The sequence below is a fragment of the Sphingomicrobium aestuariivivum genome (genome assembly GCF_024721585.1).
GTDB lineage: Bacteria > Pseudomonadota > Alphaproteobacteria > Sphingomonadales > Sphingomonadaceae > Sphingomicrobium > Sphingomicrobium aestuariivivum.
The window spans coordinates 83,246-102,352 of record NZ_CP102629.1 but is presented as its reverse complement, the minus strand read 5'-3'; the positions used below and the strand labels follow the sequence as shown (position 1 = coordinate 102,352).

The following is a 19,107-nucleotide window of genomic DNA, read 5'->3' as shown; positions in this document are numbered from 1 at the left end:
GTAAGCATGACGGTTCCGATTTTTTCCGCCTTCCTCATCGCCCTTGCAGCGCCCGCCGCGCCTCCCGCCCCAGCGGGCGACGTCGCCAAAGGCATCGCCGCCTGGCAGGCGGGCGAGCATGGTCGCGCCATCGCCCTATGGGCGCCGCTGGCCGAGGCGGGCGACCGCGACGCGCTGTTCAATCTCGGCCAGGCCTATCGCCTCGGCCGCGGCGTGCAGCGCGATGCGGCACGGGCGGCCACGCTGTTCGAGCGCGCCGCAAGGCAGGGCCATACCGGCGCGCGCACCAATCTGGGGCTCATGCTCTATGGCGAGGGGCGCCGTGCCGAGGGGCTGCGCTGGCTGCGCGGCGCCGCCGATGCGGGCGAGCCGCGCGCGATGCTCGTCTACGGCACCGCGCTGTTCAACGGCGAGCCGCTGACCCGCGACATGGTGACGGGTTACGCGCTCGTCAGCCGGGCGGCCGCCAAGGATCTCGCGCCGGCGCGCACCACGCTCGCCGAGATGGACAAGCTGCTTTCGGTCGATGCGCGGCGCGAGGGCGTTGCGCTGGCGCAGGCGCTGGCGAGCGGCGAGCGCGAGCTGGCCGAAGTCCTGAGCCCGCCCGCCGAGGTCGCGGTTGCCCCGTCCGCCGAGCCCCGTCCGGCACCGAAACCGGCGGCCCCCGCCGCGACACCAGCCCCCTCGCGCAAGACAGTCGAAGCGCCTCGCCCCGCCACCACGGCGAAACCGGCGTCCAAGCCCGCAGCCACGACGAGCGGCGCCTATGCGGTGCAGCTCGGTGCCTTCTCGCGCGGCGGTGCGGCGCAGTCGCTTTACGACCGGGTGAAGGACATGCCCGCGCTGGCCGGAAAATCCCCCGCCTATGTCGAAGGCGGCGGCGTGACCCGGCTTCGCATCACCGGCTTTGCCAGCATGGCGAGCGCCGAGCGCGCCTGCGCGGCGCTCGAGGCGCGCGGGCAGGCCTGCTACGCGCTCAAGCCCTGAGGGGCGAGGCTCCACAACAGGCTTTCGAGATCGCCATGGTCGAGCCGCGCATCGGCGGCGGCGGCCACCTTGGGCTTGGCGCGATAGGCAATGCCGAGATCGGCTTCGCCGAGCATCGGCAGGTCGTTGGCGCCATCGCCGATCGCGACCACCGGCCCTGACCGCGCGGCGCGTTCCTCGACGAGCACGGCGCGCTTGACCGCGCCGTCGACGATCGGCCCGTCGACCCCGCCGGTCAGCCTGCCGTTAACGACCTCGAGCCGGTTGGCGACGACGCGGTCGAAGCCAAGCGCGCGTCCAACGGGATCGGCGAAGGCGGTGAAGCCCCCCGAGACCAGCACGGTCCGCGTTCCCGCCGCCTTGAGCCCCTGAACGAGATCGCGCGCGCCCGCATTGGGGACGATCCGCGTGGCGAGGAGATGCTCGATCACGGCCGTGTCGAGCCCTTCGAGAAGGGCCAGCCGTTCGCGCAGCGCGCCTTCGAAGTCGAGTTCGCCCTGCATCGCCCGCTCGGTGATCTCGGCGACACGGTCGCCCACCCCAGCCTCGGCAGCCAGTTCGTCGATACATTCCTGCCCGATCATGGTGCTGTCCATGTCGGCAAGGAAGAGGGCGGGTGGCCCCTCATGGTCGTGGACGATGGCGTCGATCGCCTCGAGCCCGTCCAGTGCCTCGCGCAGCGCGGCAACGTCATGACCGGTCGTCATCCGCACGGCGGTCCGACTGCCCTGCCACTGGGTGGCGGCGGCCAGTTCGGTCGCCAGCATGTCGACGCGGCTGGCATCGAGCGGTCCGGCTGCTATCAGCGTGGCAATGGCCAAGGTTCTTTCTCCTCTCGCCCTCATCGCGGGTCCGACCGCCAGCGGCAAGTCCGAACTGGCGCTGCGCCTTGCCGAGGCCGACGACGGTGTGGTCATCAACGCCGACAGCGCGCAAATCTATGCCGACCTGTCGGTGCTTGCCGCCAGCCCCGACGCGGCGGAACAGGCGCGCGCGCCGCACCGCCTCTATGGCGTTCGCGACGGCGCGCAGCCCTGCTCGGCGGCCGACTGGGCGACGCTGGCGAAAAACGAGATCGCGGCGGCGCATGCGGCCGACAAGCTGCCCATCCTCGTCGGCGGGACGGGGCTCTACCTGCGCACCCTGCTCGACGGCATCGCGCCCGTTCCCGACATCGACCCCGCGATCCGCGCCGCCATCCGCGAAGCGGAAACGGCGGACAATCACGCAGCGCTCGAACAGGAAGATCCGGTGGCAGCGGCGCGGCTCAACCCTGGCGACAGCCTCCGCATCGCCCGCGCGCTCGAAGTGGTCCGTTCGACCGGTCACCCCCTCTCCTACTGGCAGGCGCGCAAGGAGGGCGGCATCGGCGACGAAGTGGCCTTGCGCCCGCTCCTCCTCCTGCCGCCCCGCGACTGGCTTGCCGCCCGCTGCGACCGGCGCTTCGCGGCGATGGTGGAACAGGGCGCGGTGGAAGAGGTCGAGACGCTGCTTGCCCGCGGGCTCGATCCCGCGCTTCCCGTCATGCGCGCGATCGGCGTGCCCGAACTGTCGGCATACCTGTCTGGCGACATTGGCCTCGACGAGGCAATCGCCGCGGGCCAGCTCGCCACGCGCCAATATATGAAGCGGCAATATACGTGGTTTCGCCGCCAGCCGCCCGGCGACTGGCCGCGCTTCACCGATCCGCTCGATTGCGAGGACGCGCTGGCCCGCGCCCTAGCCCTGCTTGCCCCCGCAGCTTAAGGACGAGAGTCATGGATATCATCAGCGACGACGCCATCGATCCCGCCCCGCTTACCGGCAAACGGATCGCCATCATCGGCTATGGCAACCAGGGCCGTGCGCAGGCGCTCAACCTCGCCGACAGCGGGGTCGACGTGGTGGTCGGCCTGCGCGAGGGCAGCAATAGTTTCGACAAGGTTCGCGCCGACGGGCTTACCGCCCTGCCGCTCGAGGAGGCCCCGAAGGGCGCGGCGCTCACCATGATGCTGGTGCCCGACGAGCTGATGACCGGCATCTACGGCACCATCGAACCCGCACTCGAAGAAGGCAGCGCCTTGGGCTTCAGTCACGGGCTCGCCGTGCACTTCAACCATATCCGGCCGCGCGGGGATCTCGATGTCATCCTCCTCGCGCCCAAGGGCCCCGGGACCGCGCTCCGGCAGCTTTATACCGAGGGCAAGGGCATGCCCGGGCTCTGGGCGGTGGCCGAAGATCGTACGGGACATGCAAAGGCCATGGCGCTCGCCTACGGGCAGGCGATCGGCTGCGCGCGCGCGGGCCTCATCGCCTCCTCCTTCGAGGAGGAATGCGTCGCCGACCTGTTCAACGAGCAGGCTGTGGTGTGGGGCGGCGTGCCCGCCCTGCTGCTCGCGGGCTACGAGACGCTGGTCGAGACGGGCTATTCGGAAGAGGTCGCCTATTTCGAATGCGTCAAGGAGTTGAAGCTCCTCGCCGACCTCATCGAGGCGCGCGGCATCGCGGGCATGCGCGAGGTCATCTCCAATACCGCCGAGTTGGGCGCGGTACTGGGCGGGCCGGCAATCGTCGACCACCATGTGCGCACTCGCATGCGCGACATCATGAAAAGCGTGCGCGAAGGCGAATTCGCCGCACAGCTCGCGGAGGAAGCCGCCGAGGGTTATCCGCTGCTGTCGAGCGCGCGGGAGCGCTCCCGGGAGCATCCCGCCGAAGCCGTTCGCGAAGAAATCGAGCGGCTGTCCTAGCCGACCGGTGCGGCCTCGCCGACGAGGCCCTCGTCGTCGAGTTCGTCGCCGGGGCGGTCGCCCACCAGCGCGCGCTCGAGATAGCGGCGGGTCATGCGGCGATGGACGTCCATCACGGCAGGATCACCCGCGCTCTGGGCAAGCTCCATTTCCTCCGCAGCACGCTGCGCATAATAGATACGGTCACTGTCGGGCATGCTCGCCTCCCGTAATTTCGGGTGCGTCATAACAGATCGCGCATAAAAAGTCGCCTCCCCCGTCGACGAGCGGCGGGAGAGGCGCTTTTCCGGTCGGACCGAAGCCTAGAAGTGGTAGCCGAGGGTGGCGACCGCCTGGTGCTTGGTGATCTCGCTCTCGTCATAGTTGGAGTAGCGATATTCGCCGCCGAGATAGGCACCGCCGATGATGTAATAGCGGGCACCGAAGCCGACGCGCAGGCCGTCTTCCTTGTCCTCGATGAACTCGTTGAACAGGTCGACGCCGTCATCGATGGTAAGGTCGGCGATGGTGCCGACCTGGCTGTAACCGGCCTTGGCATAGATATCGAACAGCGGGCCGACCGGCAGCGTCACGCGGCCGCCGAGATAGAGGTCGCTGTCATTTTCGAGCGTGCCGGTCACGAAGCCGTCGAAGTCCTCGTAGGCGACGGCATTCTCGATACCGCTCTGGCCGGCTTCGAAGTCGATGCCGAGCGCGACGGGGCCGACGGGAATGTCATAGCCCACCGCCACGGCGAAGAAGCTGCCGTCGGCTTCATAGGTGAGACCAGCGAGGTCGGCGCGGTCGCCTTCGAAACCGGCCTGCAGTTCGATACGCGGACCCGAGGGCGCGGTCGGCACGCCGGGGACCATGCCCATCTGCGCGGCGGCGGGGGTGGCGGCGACAAGCGCAGTGAAAGCAGCGCTCGCGGCCAGAACGGATTTCAGCATGTAATACTCCCTTGTGATGCTGATGGAATTTTGCCTCGGCCAAGCCATCGCGAGACGAGACTGAACCACCGGTGATGGTCCGGTTCATCTGCGCGACAGGCTGGCACAAGGTGCTGGAATGTCAGGACTTAAGTGACAGTGAAAAGTTTCGGGAAGGTTTCGCTAATGCCGCCCGAACAGTTTTTCGACATCGCCGAGGGCGAGCTTTACCCAGGTCGGCCGGCCATGGTTGCACTGGCCCGAATGGGGGGTGGTCTCGATCTGGCGGAGGAGCGCGTTCATCTCGGGGACCGAGAGGATGCGCCCCGCGCGGACCGAGCCGTGGCAGGCCATGGTACCCGCGACGAGGTCGAGCCGGTCCTGGAGCGTCGGCGCGGCGCCTAGTTCGGCCAGTTCGGCGGCGATGTCGGCAAGGAGCTGCGGCGCCTTCACCTTGTCGCCGAGCGGCGCGGGAGTGGCGCGCACCAGCATGGTCGAGGGGCCGAAGCGCTCGATCTCGAGCCCGACCTTGGCAAGGTCTGGGGCGGCTTCCTCGAGCCGTTCGCAATCGGCTTCGTCCAGTTCGACCGGTTCGGCGATGAGCAATGGCTGGCTGGCCACCCCCTGCCCTTCGCGCGCTTTCCGCATCGCCTCGAGGACGAGGCGCTCGTGCGCGGCATGCTGGTCGACGATGACGAGCCCGTCCTCGGCCTCGGCGACGACATAGGTGGCAGCGATCTGGCCGCGCGCGGCGCCGAGCGGGTGGCGTCTCGCCTCGGGCACGGGCGCCTCGGCGGCCTCTGCGCGGGCGAGCGGGGCGGCAGCCATGATCGCGGCGAGCCCGTCGTTGCGCCCCGTCGGCGCGGCATAGTCGGCGCGAAAATCGCGGACGTGGGACGGCACGCCGGTGCCCTGCGGCAGCGGCTGCGGCATGGGAGACGGCGCGAGCGGCGGCGGGGCGAGATCGCCCGCCCCCGGGGCCATCGGCTGCCCTTCGACCTGCCAGTTGGCGGGCTGCGCATGCTGGTCGCGCGCCGCCGATAGATGCCCCGCTTCCTCGAGCGCGCGCCGCACACCGCCGACGATCAGCCCGCGCACGCCCTGCGCGTCGCGAAAACGCACTTCGGTCTTGGCGGGGTGGACGTTGATGTCGACCTCCTGCGTCGGGCAGCTGACGAACAGCGCGGCGATCGGGTGGCGATCGCGCGCGATCAGGTCGCGATAGGCGCCGCGCAGCGCGCCGGTCAGCAGCTTGTCTTTCACGGGGCGGCCGTTGACGAACAGATATTGCTGGTCGCCCATGCCGCGGTTGAAGGTGGGCAGCGACACTACCCCCTCGAGCCGGAGCTCGCCACGCTGGTGGTCGACCCCGACGGCATTCTTCGCCAGCTCGGGGGTGAGCAGCGCGGCGACACGTTCGGGCGCCGACTGCGGCTGCACCGCGATGATCGTGCGCCCGTCATGCTCGAAGCGGAAGGCGACGTCGGGGCGCGCCATCGCGAGGCGGCGCATCACGTCCAGCGCGGCCTGATATTCGGCGCGGGGGCTACGCATGAACTTGCGCCGTGCGGGCACCTTGCCGAACAGCTCCTCGACGGTGACGCGGGTGCCGGGCGGCACGCTGGCCGGCGCATCCTCGACCCGCTGCCCATGGTCGGTGACGAGCCGCCAGCCCTCCCCACCCGCCGCGCGGCTCTCGATCGTGAAGCGCGACACGCTGGCGATGGAAGGCAGCGCCTCGCCGCGAAAGCCGAAGCTCTCGACGTCCTCGATCGCCTCGTCGGGCAGCTTGGAGGTGGCGTGCCGCTCGAGCGCGAGGCGCATGTCGGCGGCGTCCATGCCATGGCCGTCGTCTTCGACGAGGATACGGGTCGTGCCGCCGCCCTCTAGCTGGACACGAATGCGCCGCGCGCCTGCATCCAAACCGTTTTCCACGAGTTCTTTCAGGGCGCTCGCGGGACGTTCGACAACCTCGCCCGCAGCGATCCTGTCGATCAGGGAATTCGGCAGCCTTCTTATTGACATATCAACTATATTCGCTCACTTGTTCACAGCAACCGAAAGCGCGGATTTCCGCCGAAATTCAATTAGCTTTCAACAAATCTTGTTTAACCGTTGGAGACTGCGCGCCTCCTAGTGCGTTGCGGCCACCATAACAGCAAAATGGAAAGCGCCCATATGTTCTGGACGAAATGGTTCAAATGGATGAGCCATGACATGGCCATCGACCTCGGCACCGCCAACACGCTCGTCTATGTTCGCGGGCGCGGCATCGTGTTGAACGAACCGTCGGTCGTCGCGATCGAGACGGTGAACGGCATCAAGAAAGTGAAGGCGGTCGGTGACGACGCCAAGCTCATGATGGGCAAGACCCCCGAGGCGATCGACGCGATCCGCCCGCTGCGCGACGGCGTCATTGCCGACATCGACGTGGCCGAGGAAATGATCAAGCACTTCATCCAGAAGGTGCATGGCGGCAAGATGCGCGCCTGGCGCTTCCCCGAGATCGTCATCTGCATCCCCTCGGGCGCGACCAATGTCGAGCGCCGTGCCATCCGTGACGCCGCCTCGAACGCGGGCGCGAGCGCCGTCTACCTGATCGAGGAGCCGATGGCGGCCGCGATCGGCGCCGACATGCCGGTGACCGAGCCCGTCGGCTCGATGGTCGTCGACATCGGCGGCGGCACCACCGAAGTCGCCGTCCTCAGCTTGCGCGGCCTTGCCTACACCACCTCGGTGCGCGTCGGCGGCGACAAGATGGACGAAGCCATCTCCTCCTACGTCCGCCGCAACCACAACCTCCTGATCGGCGAAGCCACGGCCGAGCGGATCAAGAAGGAAGTCGGCATCGCCAAGCCGCCCGCCGACGGCATCGGCGAGACGGTCTACATCAAGGGCCGCGACCTCGTTAACGGCGTGCCCAAGGAAATCGCCATCAACCAGGGCCAGATCGCCGAAGCGCTGTCGGAACCGGTTGGCACGATCGTCGAGGGCGTGCGCATCGCGCTCGAGAACACCGCGCCCGAACTGGCCGCCGACATCTGCGACCAGGGCATCGTCCTTACCGGCGGCGGCGCGCTGCTCGAGGGCCTCGACGAGGTGCTGCGCGACGAAACGGGCCTGCCCGTCATCGTCGCCGACGACCCCCTCACCTGCGTTGCCATGGGCACTGGCCGCGCGCTGGAGGAAGACCAGTTCCGCGGCGTGCTGCTGACGGTCTGATCAGGGGGCGTATCTAGATGGCGGCGAGCAAGTTCCGTCGCCCCGGATGGTCGCGGCGTGCGCAATATAGCCTGTTCTTCAGCTTCGTCGCCCTGGCGGCGGGGCTGGCGCTCGGCCTCGTCCTACTCGCCATCTCGGTGATCGCGCCGCGCACCTTCGACGGGATGCGCGGCGCCGCCACCGATGCCACCCGCCCTGCCGCGCAGGCGCTCGCCTCGGTCGGTTCGACCGTGAACGGTGTCTTCACCGGCGCGGGCGACTATTGGGACGCGGCGAACCAGAATGCAGCGCTGAAGAAGCAGCGCGACGCGCTGCGCCGGCAGGCACTGGGCGCCGCCGCGCTCGAACGCGAGAACGAGCAATTGAAAGCCGCGCTCCAACTGCGCGAGCGGAGTGTAAACACCGTGGCCGCGGGTCGCATCATCGGCTCGAGCCACGACAGCGTGCGTCGTTTCGCGGTGCTCTCGGCGGGACGCGCCAATGGCGTGCGCAACGGCATGCCCGTGCGCAGTCCCGACGGCCTTCTCGGGCGCGTCACCGCGACCGGCGCCTATTCCAGCCGCGTCCTCCTCATCTCCGACCGTTCGGCGATCGTGCCGGCGCGGATCTTGCGCTCCGGCGAGCCGATCATCTCGCGCGGGACCGGCGAGGGCAATGTCGACCTCAGGCCCCTCGAGGTCGGCCGCAATCCCTTCAAGGTCGGCGATGTCATCGTGACCTCGGGCACGGGCGGGCTCTACCCGCCGCGTGTGCCCGTCGCCCGCGTCGTCCGGCTCGACGACGACGGTGCGCTTGCCGTGCCGCTGGCCAGCCCCGCCCAGTCGGGTATCGCGCTCGTCGAGGCACCGTTCGAGCCTGCCGCGCTGGCCGATTACGAGGCCCCGCTCGACGAGGCCGAGGGCGCCATGGCGCCGGACGTGGCGCAATAATGCGCCGCGCCCGCCCGCGTCCGCGCCCGCCGGGCTTCGCACAGGGGCCGCGCCCGTTCGCCGAATATCTTCCCGCCGCCAGCATCGCCCTCGCCAGCCTGTTCGTCGCCATCCTGCCGATCGTCAGCCTCAAGGGCTGGTGGCCCGATGCCGGCTTCATCATGCTGCTCGCCTGGCGAATGCACCGCTCGGACCCCTTCCCCAACTGGTGGGCGATCCCGCTGGGGCTCGTAAACGACCTCCTCACCATGCACCCTATCGGTCTGTCGGTCGTGACCTATTGTTTCGCGCTGCTCCTCATCGACGTGGTCGACGCGCGCAAACTGGGGCGCAACTGGCTGAGCGAATGGGTCCTCGCCGCCTTCCTCATTCTCGCCGCCGAATTCATCCAGTGGTGGATCGCCGCCATTCAGGGCGCGGCAATGCCCCTGTCGGCAATATGGCCCCCGATCGTGATCACCATCTTCGCCTTCCCGATCGTGGCGAGCCTGGTGGCGTGGCTCGACCGTTACCGGTTGCGCAAGAACGGGGTATAAGGGCGCCATGGCCAAGCCGGCGAAGAAGAAGGTCCACCGCTTCACCGAAGCGCAGCGCAAGGAGGCGTTCGACCGCCGCACGCTGGTCGTGGGCGGGATCCAGACGCTGTTCGCCGGCGCGCTGATCGCGCGCCTCGGCTATCTGTCGGTCAGCCAGAACCAGAAATATCAGACGATGGCGGAGGACAATCGCGTCCAGCTCATCATCGTCCCCCCGCGCCGCGGCTGGATCGTCGACCGCAACGGCAAGCCGATCGCCATCAACCGCTCGGACTTCCGCGTCGACCTCATCGCGGACCAGGTTCCCGAAGGCCGTCTCGACGTCACCATCCGCGAGGCCGCCGCGCTGCTCGACCTCGACCCCGAACAGGTCGACCGCATCGGCCGCGAGGTCGAGACCAAGTCGGGCTACCAGCCGGTCCAGCTCGCCGAGAACGTGCCCTACGACAATTATGCCGCCGTCTCGGTGCGCCTGCCCGACCTCGAGGGCGTGCTGCCCCAGCGCGGCTTCTCGCGCTACTATCCGGCGGGCAGCGCGGTCGGCCACCTCATCGGCTATGTCGGCATCGCCAACCGCGAGGAATATGTCGCCGAGGACAAGAACCCGCTGCTCGTCACGCCGGGCTTCAAGATCGGCAAGGAAGGCCTCGAGGAAGTGCTTGAACAGCGCCTGCGCGGCCAGCCCGGCGGCCAGCGCGTCGAACTCACCGCACGCGGCAAGCTCGTTCGCGAACTCGAACCCAAGCCCGACCGCTCGGGCAATACGGTCAAGCTGTCGATCGACGTCGACCTGCAGGAATATGCCGCCCGCCGCCTCGGCCTTGAGAGCGGCGCGGTGGTCGTCGTCGACGTGATGTCGGGCGACATCCTGTGCATGGCCTCGATGCCCGCCTACGACCCCAACAGCTTCTCCGACGGGATCGGCCAGACCGAATGGAAGCTGCTCTCGGAAAACGAGCGCCGCCCGCTCGTCAACAAGACCGTCAATTCGCTCTACCCGCCGGGCTCGTGCCTCAAGCCCATGAACGCGCTCGCCTTCCAGGCCGAAGGCGTCGACCCGGAGGAGCGCGTATTCTGCGGCGGCGGCTACCAGCTCGGCAGCCGTTTCTTCCGCTGCCTCAAGCGTCATGGCGCGATGAACATGCGCGACGCGATCATGAAGAGCTGCAACACCTATTTCTACGCCATGAGCCACCGCGTCGGCTATGATGCGGTCGCGGAAATGGCGCGCAAGCTCACGCTTGGCATGAAATACGACCTGCCGCTGGTCAGCCAGAGCTACGGCACCATTCCCGACAGCGCATGGAAGCTGCGCAAATACGACCAGCAGTGGACCTCCGCGGACTCGTTGAACGCCGCCATCGGCCAGGGCTATGTCATCCTCAACCCGCTGCAACTGGCGGTCCACACCGCGCGCATCGCCAGCGGCCGCCAGGTGCTGCCGCGCCTCCTCGGCGCGCATCATGATGCCGCCGCCCCGCTCGACATTCCCGAAGAGCATCTCGCCGTCACCCGCGAGGGCATGTGGCAGGTGGTCAACAGCGCCGGCACGGCGGGCACCGCGCGCGTCCCTATCGAAGGTGTCGAAGTCGCGGGCAAGACCGGCACCAGCCAGGTGCGCGGCTTGCAATATGGCGACGGCAAGAACGTGCCGTGGAAGTATAAGGATCACGGCCACTTCGTCTGCTACGCGCCGTACGACAATCCGCGCTATGCCATGTGCGTCACGGTCGAGCATGGCGGCACCTCCGGCACCGCGACTCCGATCGCACGCGATGTCATGACCTTCCTCTTCGACAAGGCCAAGGCGATGGAACAGCTCGCCTCCTATGAAGAACAATGGGGCGGCTCGCTCGCCGAGCGCGAGGCCGCCTTCCAGCGCCGCGTCCTCGCCATCGCCGAGGGCAATGCCGCCGGTCGCAGCATCGGGGACGACACCGCATGATGCTCTCCTCGATCATCCCCCAGCCGCTCGCGCGGCTACCGTGGGGCCTCATCACCCTCGTGTTCCTGATCGGCGGCTTCGGCATCGCCCACCTCTATTCCTCGGCCGGCGGCTCGCTCCAGCCGTGGGCGCTGCGGCAGGGCATCATCTTCATCTTCATGTTCGGTGTCGCGCTGGGCGTCAGCTACGTCCCCGAAAGCTGGATCAAGGGGCTGACGCCGGTCGCCTATATCGTCATCCTCGCCATGCTGCTGGCGGTGGAATTCTTCGGCTTCGTCGGCATGGGCGCACAGCGCTGGATCGACCTCGGCTTCATGAAGCTGCAGCCGTCGGAATTCATGAAGCCCGTGCTGGTACTCATGCTCGCGCGTTTCTACGAACTCCTGCCCGCGGGCGACGTGCGGCGCTGGCGGGCGATCTGGCCGGCGGCGATCCTCATCGGCATGCCCGCCGCCCTCACCCTCATCCAGCCCGACCTCGGCACCGCGCTCGCGCTCGGTTTCGGCGGCATCGTCGTCATGTTCCTCGCCGGTCTGCCCTGGTGGCTGTTCGCGGGAGGGCTAGCCGCCATCGCCGCTGCGCTGCCCGTGGCCATTGGCTTCCTCGAGGAATATCAGCAGCGCCGCATCCTCATCTTCCTCAACCCCGATGCCGATCCGCTGGGCGCGGGCTACAACCTCACCCAGTCGAAGATCGCGATCGGGTCGGGCGGCTTGTGGGGCAAGGGCTATATGCAGGGCTCGCAGAGCCACCTCGAATATCTCCCCGAAGGCCATACCGACTTCGCTTTCTCGGCCATCGTCGAGGAATGGGGCCTTGCCGGCGGCGTGGTCCTGATCCTCGCCTTCGCGGGCGTCATCCTTTGGGGCATGCGCGTGGCGCGCCGCGGCCGCACCCGCTTCTCCCAACTCGGCGCGGCGGGGCTGACGGTCACCCTCTTCTTCTACTGCGCCATCAACCTCATGATGGTGATGGGTATGGCGCCCGTCGTCGGTATCCCGCTCCCGCTCGTGTCGAACGGCGGCTCGGTGGTGATGACGACCATGCTGATGATCGGCATCCTCATCGCCTTCGACCGGCAGTCGAAACAGGCCGACCGGCGGCGCCAGAGCGCCTTCGGCGGCTAGGCCTCGACGCCCCCTGCGGGGGGAATTTTGGGGGCGGTGCATTTTTTCGGTTGCAAAGCGCGCATACCCCCATTAGAGGCCCCTTCACCGCACGACGAAGCCTCGGCTTCTCGATGCTTTTCGAAAAAGTGTGGACGCATAGCTCAGTTGGTAGAGCAGCTGACTCTTAATCAGCGGGTCCTAGGTTCGAGCCCTAGTGCGTCCACCATTTTTTCCTTACATTTCGAAGCATGGGTCGCTCCACGAACGGTGGCATGGCAGCCCTCGCGCTCAGCTGTATGCGGACTGGCCCCGCACCCTCAAGAGGGGGGCTCGATCTCTGTTCACGCAGGAAAACTCGGCGCGGCCAGAATGCGAGAAGCATTCATGGCCGGCCGAGCGTCCCGCTTGGCGGCGAAGTGGCGGGTTTCCCCGCCACGATCACCTCAATATCTGATATTCAGTCGAACCTCGCCGCCGAGATCGGGGCGCTTGGCTTCATCGATGGTCGAGCCGGCGTCGGCCTCCAGTCTGACCTTCTCACCCAACCCGATGTCGAAGCTGTAGCCGCCGTGCAGCCGCAACCGCTCGACCGCACCGACGCGTTCGTAGTCGGCATCAAGGAACAGCACGTCTCCGTTGTCCGCGCGGTGCCACAGACGACCGCCCCCCTGGAACCCACAATCGAGAGTGCGATCGAGTATGCCGGTCTGGCAAAGCAGACCACTGGCAAGGTCAAGACCCGTGCCTGCCTCGCCCGCATTGGGGGCTAAGGGCGAATAGGTCAGGGGTAGGCTGATCCGCGTCAGATCCACTCGGCCGAGCCGCAGCACTAGATCGCTGGCCGTTTCGTCTTCGAATGCGGCATCGAAGCGCACATCGCCGAGTTGCTCGCTGCCATGCGAGATAACAAAATCGACATGGCCGGGCCGTCCGCCCAGTTCGAAATCTCCGCGCAGCATCGCACCCGCGAGCACGCGGTCGCCATCAAATTGACCGTCGAGCAGCAAGCCATCGTCTTGAAGATCAAATTCGTACCAGCTGCGGCCGAGGCCCACGAAGGCACCGCCAACCAGATTGTCATCGAGGCGGACACGGCCATAGGCCTGCAAATTTCCGCCCGTATCGGAGATCCGGCCGTCATCGAAGCCGATAAGGCTGCTCGACGACGTCGTTCCGATCGCCGACACGCCAAGAGCGATATCCTCATCGAATGTCTTTTCGATCCGCAGTGCAGCGAAGCCACGAACACGGCTGTCGCCTGCATAGTTGCTGAAGGTCGCGCCTGCATCGAGCATCATTTGAAGACTACGACCACAGGATGACAGGGCTTCCTGGAAGCGGATGTCGGCATTCTGCCGCTTCTCATTTGCTTGGATCGAACCTGACAAGTCGCCCTTCTGCCGCGCCTGATCGCAATTGCGATCATCGAGCATCAGTTCCTCATGATAGCCGAGCAAGTCGCCTAGCCCGAGCAGGGCGTGGCTGGTAAGCCCGTTTTGAAGGGCGCCCGCGATCTCATCGACCCTCTGCTGCAATTCGACATGGTCGAGCACGGTGACATCGATTGCGAGACGCGTGACATTGCCCGCTTGGTCGGTTGCCTCGACCACCAAGAGGTAGACGTTGTCGCCATTGCTATCGGTAGGTGCCTCGAAGTCGGGCGCGGCGTTGAGAACCAGTCCCTGCGTGCCATCGATCGTGAAGTGCCCCTGGTCGTCACCCGAAACAATGTTCCAGCTGACATCCTCGTTTGCCGTTAGCGCCGTGACGAAGACGGTATCCTCGACAATGTCGAGCGATGCGACACCGCCATGTTGCACGACGCCGTCAACAGCGATGACCGGCGCGCTGTCGTCGAGGTCGGTGACATTGACCGTGATGGTCTGCACCGAGGCATTGCCGTTGCCGTCGGTCGCGGTGACCTCGAGCACATAGTCGTTGCCGCCGTCATTGTCGGTCGGTGCCTCGAAATCGGGCGCGGCGTTGAAGGTGATGTTGCCGCCCGCATCGATCGCGAAGGCGCCATTGTCGTCGCCCCCGGTGATCGACCAGGTCACGCCTTCATCGGCGGTGAGGCTCGCCACCGCGGTGCTGCCCTCGGGCACGCTCACGCTCGCGGTCGCATCGCCCGGGTTGCCGCCCGGCGTGCTGATGACCGGCGCGCTGTCGTCGAGGTCGGTGACATTGACCGTGATGGTCTGCACCGAGGCATTGCCGTTGCCGTCGGTCGCGGTGACCTCGAGCACATAGTCGTTGCCGCCGTCATTGTCGGTCGGTGCCTCGAAATCGGGCGCGGCGTTGAAGGTGATGTTGCCGCCCGCATCGATCGCGAAGGCGCCATTGTCGTCGCCCCCGGTGATCGACCAGGTCACGCCTTCATCGGCGGTGAGGCTCGCCACCGCGGTGCTGCCCTCGGGCACGCTCACGCTCGCGGTCGCATCGCCGGGGTTGCCGCCCGCGCCGCCGATGACCGGCGCGCTGTCGTCGAGGTCGGTTTCGGAAAGCGTGACGTCCATGCTGGTGGTGCTGCTGCCATCGCTCGCCGCAATGGTCAGGACATGCGCATTGGCCAGTGTCTCGAAGTCGTTGGCCGCCGCCGCCGCACCTGCCGCGGTCAGCGTCACTTCGCCAGAGGTACCGTCGATCGCGAACCAGCCATCGTCATTGCCCGCGCTGATGCTGTAGGTCAGCGCGCCCGAGCCGCCGCTCGCCGCCACGGTCGTGATCACCGTATCGGCCGCGCTGTTCTCGGCATAGGTAAAGGCGTTGCCGCTCGAGAAGGCGATCGCCGCCACCTCGTTCACATCGCTCTCCGTGAGCGCAGCTTCGATGGTGCTGCTGTTGGTGCCGTCGCTGACAGCAACCGTGAGCACATGCGCATTGGGCGTGGTCTCGAAGTCGTTTGCCGCTGCCGCCGCACCCGCTGCGGTCAGGCTGATCTCGCCGCTCGAACCATCGATCGCGAACCAGCCATCGTCATTGCCCGCGCTGATGCTGTAGGTCAGCGAGGCACCCGCATCGGGGTCGCTCGCAAAGACTTGGCCGAGCACCGCATCGGCGGCCTGGTTCTCGGCATAGGTGAACGCATAGGACGGACTACCCCCGCCGTCAGTGGCATTGGTGCCGGTAAAGGCCGGTCCCTCGTCGACGTCGGTTTCGGAAAGCGTGACGTCCATGCTGGTGGTGCTGCTGCCATCGCTCGCCGCAATGGTCAGGACATGCGCATTGGCCAGTGTCTCGAAGTCGTTGGCCGCCGCCGCCGCACCTGCCGCGGTCAGCGTCACTTCGCCAGAGGTACCGTCGATCGCGAACCAGCCATCGTCATTGCCCGCGCTGATGCTGTAGGTCAGCGCGCCCGAGCCGCCGCTCGCCGCCACGGTCGTGATCACCGTATCGGCCGCGCTGTTCTCGGCATAGGTAAAGGCGTTGCCGCTCGAGAAGGCGATCGCCGCCACCTCGTTCACATCGCTCTCCGTGAGCGTAACCGTCTGCACGATGACATCGCTGCCCGACTGGCGCGTGTCTGTCGCCTCGACCTGAATTACACGGCTGTTGGGCGCGATTTCGAAATCATTGGGTTCAGCAGCAGCCACGCCTGCGGGCGTCAGGCTGATATCGCCCGTCGACGGATCGATTTCATACCAGCCATCGGCGTTGCCGCCAGTGATGGCATAGGTCACCGTCCCGCCGGCATTGGTGGCCCTAACGGAAGCGATGGTGTCGGCGTCGCCACGATTTTCGAGATAGGTGAAGCTGCTGCCCGAACTGAAGGTGAAGTCGCTCGATCCGGGGCCGGGAAAATATTTGTTGAGTGCGTTGAGCGCGCCGCCCGAATTCGCGCTGCCGCCGATATTGTTGGCCGCTACCAGCGCGGCGAGATCGGCCGAGCTTTGCGGGAACTGGAGAATGTAGGTCTTCGACGCGCCCGCGGTCGGCGGCGTGTAGCCGTCATTCTGGTTGGTCAGGGTGGTAATGCCGATCCAGTCGAAATTACCCTGCCCCGCATTCTTCACCCAGTTGATCGCGCCGGGAAACACCAAGGTCGGCGTGCCATCATTGTAGGTAATGGTAACGGTGACATCGACGTCATTACCTTGCGTGCCGCCCCATTCACCGGTTGCGGAATCCTGACTGATCGCAATCGACGATATCGACAAGGCGCTGAACAGCGCGCCGTTCTGCGCCCCGTTCGCGCCATTCGTATATTCGGCGATCGCGCCGCCTTGGAATTCGGCGTTGAGCGTGACGGTCTGAGCCGCTGCCGGTTCGACCAGCATGAAGGAGAGCGTGAGGGCCGAGCAACCCGCAAATTTACGCACAGTAATACCTTGGAAAGAGATAGGTGGGATAGACCGACTAAGGCGGCAGCCGTTAAGATTCGGTTCAATACGGATGGAGTTGGCGCCGGAAAGCGCATTTTTTCTTTTCGGCGGGTCTCGAGAGCGAGGGGGCGGCGAGCACTGCCGCTTTGGCCATGGCCGACAATCGCGGTGCCGGTATCGGCCGCGAGATCACGCGCGATACGGGCGTCCTCTATGCCTTCGGGAACAAGGCCGTTCGCGACACGCCTCGCCGCGACGACAGCCTGATGGAAACGATCAAGGCCGAGATACGCGAAGCCGTGACCATCGACAGCGATTGCAACGGCTCGCCGCGCCAATCCAATGTCATGGGCGTGCGCTGCTAGGGCAGGCACGCCGCCGCGAGCAAGCGCGTCGGGGCCGTTGCCGGCGACCATCGCCCGATAAAAGGACGTCTGTCCGTTCGAGCCCCCGTCCGCCCGCCATTTTACGCCTGATACCAGTGACTTCTCGCGCGCACCTCTGTCGTCGGCCGCTTGACCGGGCGGCTGCGCTCAGGCTCGCGTCAATAATCGACTTGCACAAGCCAGGTTAAGCTGCCCTATTGTGCCGGTGCCGGATTATCGGGCCGCGAGGGGGATCAGTCATGGCAGCGACGTCGGAAACCAAGCTCGACTGGCGCGACGTCGCCTATATCTGGCTGGGTATCCTCATTTCGGGCTTCGCGCTGCGCGGCTTCCTCATCCCCAACCATTTCTTCGACGGCGGGGTGACCGGCATCAGCCTGCTGGTGCACGAATTCTACCACATCAACATCGCCTACCTGATCGTGGCCTTCAACCTGCCCTTCGTATTCGCGGCGTGGAAGCTGGTGAGCAAGGCCTTCGCGATCCGCATGCTGGTCACCTGCATCGCCTTCGGGATCGTCCTCCTCGTCATCCCCTTTCCCACCATCACCTCCGACCGCTTGCTGGTGGCGGTGTTCGGGGGTGTCTTCCTCGGCGTCGGCTTCGGCCTGGCGATGCGCGGCGGGGCGGCGCTCGACGGCATCGAGGTGCTCGCGCTCTACACGGGCCGCCATCTCGCCTTCACGACGAGCGAGATCATCCTCGGGCTCAACATCCTCATCTTCGCGGTCGCCGCCCTCGGGCTCGGCTTCGAGACCGCGCTCTATTCTACCCTCACATATTATTCGGCCTCGCGCATGGCCGACTTCGTCGTCGACGGGGTCGAGGAATATACGAGCATGACGATCGTCTCGGGCAAGAGCGAGGAAATCAAGCAGGTCATCGCGCTCGAATTGAAGCGCGGCATCACCGTTTACAAGGGCGAGCGCGGCTTTCTCCCCGGCGCCTTCGACCAGAGCCAGCCGGTCGACATCATCTCCACCGTGGTGACGCGCCTCGAGGTGCCCGCGCTGCGCAATGCCGTGCACGCCATCGACCCCAAGGCCTTCATCGTCACCACGAGCGCGCGCGAGGCGATGGGCGGCGTGCTGCGGCGGCGGGTCCACCACTAGGAGCGCGCCATGCTGATCGCGCAGCTCTCGGACCTCCACCTCGCGCCGGACCATGATCCGGTCGCCGGCACCAACCTTGCCCGCTTCGACGAGGCGCTCGCCGCGATCGACAGTCTCGGGCGCCGTCCCGACCTCTATCTCGTCACCGGCGACATTTGCGAGCATGGCGATGTCGGCTCCTATGCGCGCTTTCTCGAACGGATGGCCGCGCTCGACACCCCCTGGCTGGCGACGCTGGGCAACCATGACCGGCCCGAGGCCTATGCCGAAGCGATCGAGGGCCTCCCCGACCGCAACCGCATCGGCGGCCCCGTCGCCCGGTTCGACGCGCTGGCCGTCGTCCTCGCCGACACCAGCGCCGCGCCGCAGCATGGCGGCTGGTTCGACGAGGAGCGCGCGGCAAGGCTCGATGCCGCCCTCGCCTCCTGCGCACCGCAACCCACGCTGCTCGCGCTGCACCATCCGCCGGTCCGCATCGGCCTCGACTGGCTCGACCCCGATCCCGGCGCCGACTGGATCAGGCACTTGCGGGCCGCGATCGCGCCCCACGACCATCTCCTCGGCATCGCCTGCGGCCATGTCCATGTCGCTGCGACCACGCGTTTCGAGGGGCGGCCCGTCGCCATCTGCCCCTCGACCGCGGCGCGCGCCTGGCCCGACCTGTCCCCGCTCGACAAGGAACGCCCCGACGGGCGGCCGCTGATCGTCGAGGGACGCCCCGGCTTTGCCCTCCACCATCTGGTCGACGGCAAGCTGGCGACCATGTTCTGCGACACGCGCGAAGGCGCGGCGCTCTACCGTTTCGAGCGCCCCATCTGACGGTGCCGTGTCATCGTGATGAAATAATATCGCTTGGCAATGATGTTAAAGCAGATTAAACGTCAAACCGTGGAGAATAGGGAAATTCGGGTGGTATCGGCTA

Annotated in this window: 16 protein-coding genes and 1 tRNA gene; 12 read left to right on the top strand and 5 right to left on the bottom strand. The window is 66.7% G+C overall.

The features are described from left to right. Positions 1–6: 6 nt before the first annotated feature. A complete protein-coding gene (locus NUW81_RS12010) occupies positions 7–987 on the top strand; it encodes an SPOR domain-containing protein (protein WP_280638864.1) in 981 nt (326 codons plus the stop codon). Here NUW81_RS12010 and serB read toward each other — a convergent pair. Then, entirely contained in the window at positions 969–1,808 is an 840-nt protein-coding gene (gene serB, locus NUW81_RS00435) for a phosphoserine phosphatase SerB (protein WP_245109182.1), read from the bottom strand. The two genes, NUW81_RS12010 and serB, sit on opposite strands and share 19 nt — an antisense overlap. Between serB and miaA the strand changes: the two genes are divergently transcribed. Next, on the top strand, positions 1,801–2,733 hold the full coding sequence (gene miaA, locus NUW81_RS00430; protein ID WP_245109179.1) for a tRNA (adenosine(37)-N6)-dimethylallyltransferase MiaA: 933 nt from the start codon (positions 1,801–1,803) through the stop codon (positions 2,731–2,733). The two genes, serB and miaA, sit on opposite strands and share 8 nt — an antisense overlap. Positions 2,734–2,744: 11 nt before the next feature. Continuing rightward, a complete protein-coding gene (ilvC, locus tag NUW81_RS00425; protein ID WP_245109176.1) occupies positions 2,745–3,716 on the top strand; it encodes a ketol-acid reductoisomerase in 972 nt (323 codons plus the stop codon). Here the strand turns inward: ilvC and NUW81_RS00420 are convergent. The 3 genes from NUW81_RS00420 to mutL all read right to left on the bottom strand — a co-directional run bounded on the left by NUW81_RS00420 (position 3,713) and on the right by mutL (position 6,649). Further along, complete coding sequence (locus NUW81_RS00420; RefSeq protein WP_245109174.1) at positions 3,713–3,913, bottom strand: hypothetical protein; 201 nt, start codon at positions 3,911–3,913, stop codon at positions 3,713–3,715. The two genes, ilvC and NUW81_RS00420, sit on opposite strands and share 4 nt — an antisense overlap. A 105-nt stretch (positions 3,914–4,018) precedes the next feature. Beyond that, entirely contained in the window at positions 4,019–4,645 is a 627-nt protein-coding gene (locus NUW81_RS00415; protein WP_245109172.1) for an outer membrane beta-barrel protein, read from the bottom strand. Positions 4,646–4,807: 162 nt separating this feature from the next. Further along, positions 4,808–6,649, bottom strand: a complete 1,842-nt coding sequence (mutL, locus tag NUW81_RS00410; RefSeq protein WP_245109169.1) for a DNA mismatch repair endonuclease MutL — start codon at positions 6,647–6,649, stop codon at positions 4,808–4,810. 153 nt (positions 6,650–6,802) lie between these two features. On the opposite strand from mutL, the gene NUW81_RS00405 reads away from it, so the two are divergent. The 6 genes from NUW81_RS00405 to NUW81_RS00380 all read left to right on the top strand — a co-directional run bounded on the left by NUW81_RS00405 (position 6,803) and on the right by NUW81_RS00380 (position 12,591). Next, a complete protein-coding gene (locus NUW81_RS00405) occupies positions 6,803–7,846 on the top strand; it encodes a rod shape-determining protein (RefSeq protein ID WP_245109167.1) in 1,044 nt (347 codons plus the stop codon). A gap of 17 nt (positions 7,847–7,863) precedes the next feature. Beyond that, entirely contained in the window at positions 7,864–8,775 is a 912-nt protein-coding gene (locus NUW81_RS00400; protein WP_245109165.1) for a rod shape-determining protein MreC, read from the top strand. After that, positions 8,775–9,311 carry a rod shape-determining protein MreD gene (gene mreD, locus NUW81_RS00395; RefSeq protein ID WP_245109162.1) on the top strand — a complete coding sequence of 179 codons (537 nt, stop codon included), beginning with the start codon at positions 8,775–8,777 and terminating at the stop codon, positions 9,309–9,311. Before NUW81_RS00400 ends, mreD begins: the two co-directional genes overlap by 1 nt. A 7-nt stretch (positions 9,312–9,318) precedes the next feature. Beyond that, the gene (gene mrdA, locus NUW81_RS00390) at positions 9,319–11,256 is read left to right on the top strand and encodes a penicillin-binding protein 2 (RefSeq protein ID WP_245109160.1); all 1,938 of its coding nucleotides are present in this window, start codon (positions 9,319–9,321) and stop codon (positions 11,254–11,256) included. After that, entirely contained in the window at positions 11,253–12,383 is a 1,131-nt protein-coding gene (gene rodA / locus NUW81_RS00385; protein WP_245109158.1) for a rod shape-determining protein RodA, read from the top strand. Before mrdA ends, rodA begins: the two co-directional genes overlap by 4 nt. A 132-nt stretch (positions 12,384–12,515) precedes the next feature. Next, positions 12,516–12,591, top strand: a tRNA-Lys gene (locus NUW81_RS00380). A 217-nt stretch (positions 12,592–12,808) separates the two neighbouring features. Here NUW81_RS00380 and NUW81_RS00375 read toward each other — a convergent pair. Further along, positions 12,809–16,684 carry a beta strand repeat-containing protein gene (locus NUW81_RS00375; protein WP_260508513.1) on the bottom strand — a complete coding sequence of 1,292 codons (3,876 nt, stop codon included), beginning with the start codon at positions 16,682–16,684 and terminating at the stop codon, positions 12,809–12,811. A gap of 155 nt (positions 16,685–16,839) precedes the next feature. Between NUW81_RS00375 and NUW81_RS00370 the strand changes: the two genes are divergently transcribed. The 3 genes from NUW81_RS00370 to NUW81_RS00360 all read left to right on the top strand — a co-directional run bounded on the left by NUW81_RS00370 (position 16,840) and on the right by NUW81_RS00360 (position 19,004). Then, the gene (locus tag NUW81_RS00370; RefSeq protein WP_245113937.1) at positions 16,840–17,052 is read left to right on the top strand and encodes a hypothetical protein; all 213 of its coding nucleotides are present in this window, start codon (positions 16,840–16,842) and stop codon (positions 17,050–17,052) included. A gap of 260 nt (positions 17,053–17,312) precedes the next feature. After that, positions 17,313–18,185 (top strand): YitT family protein, encoded by an 873-nt coding sequence (locus tag NUW81_RS00365; RefSeq protein ID WP_245113935.1) that lies wholly within the window; start codon positions 17,313–17,315, stop codon positions 18,183–18,185. 9 nt (positions 18,186–18,194) lie between these two features. Then, entirely contained in the window at positions 18,195–19,004 is an 810-nt protein-coding gene (locus NUW81_RS00360) for a metallophosphoesterase (RefSeq protein WP_245113933.1), read from the top strand. Positions 19,005–19,107: the final 103 nt, after the last annotated feature.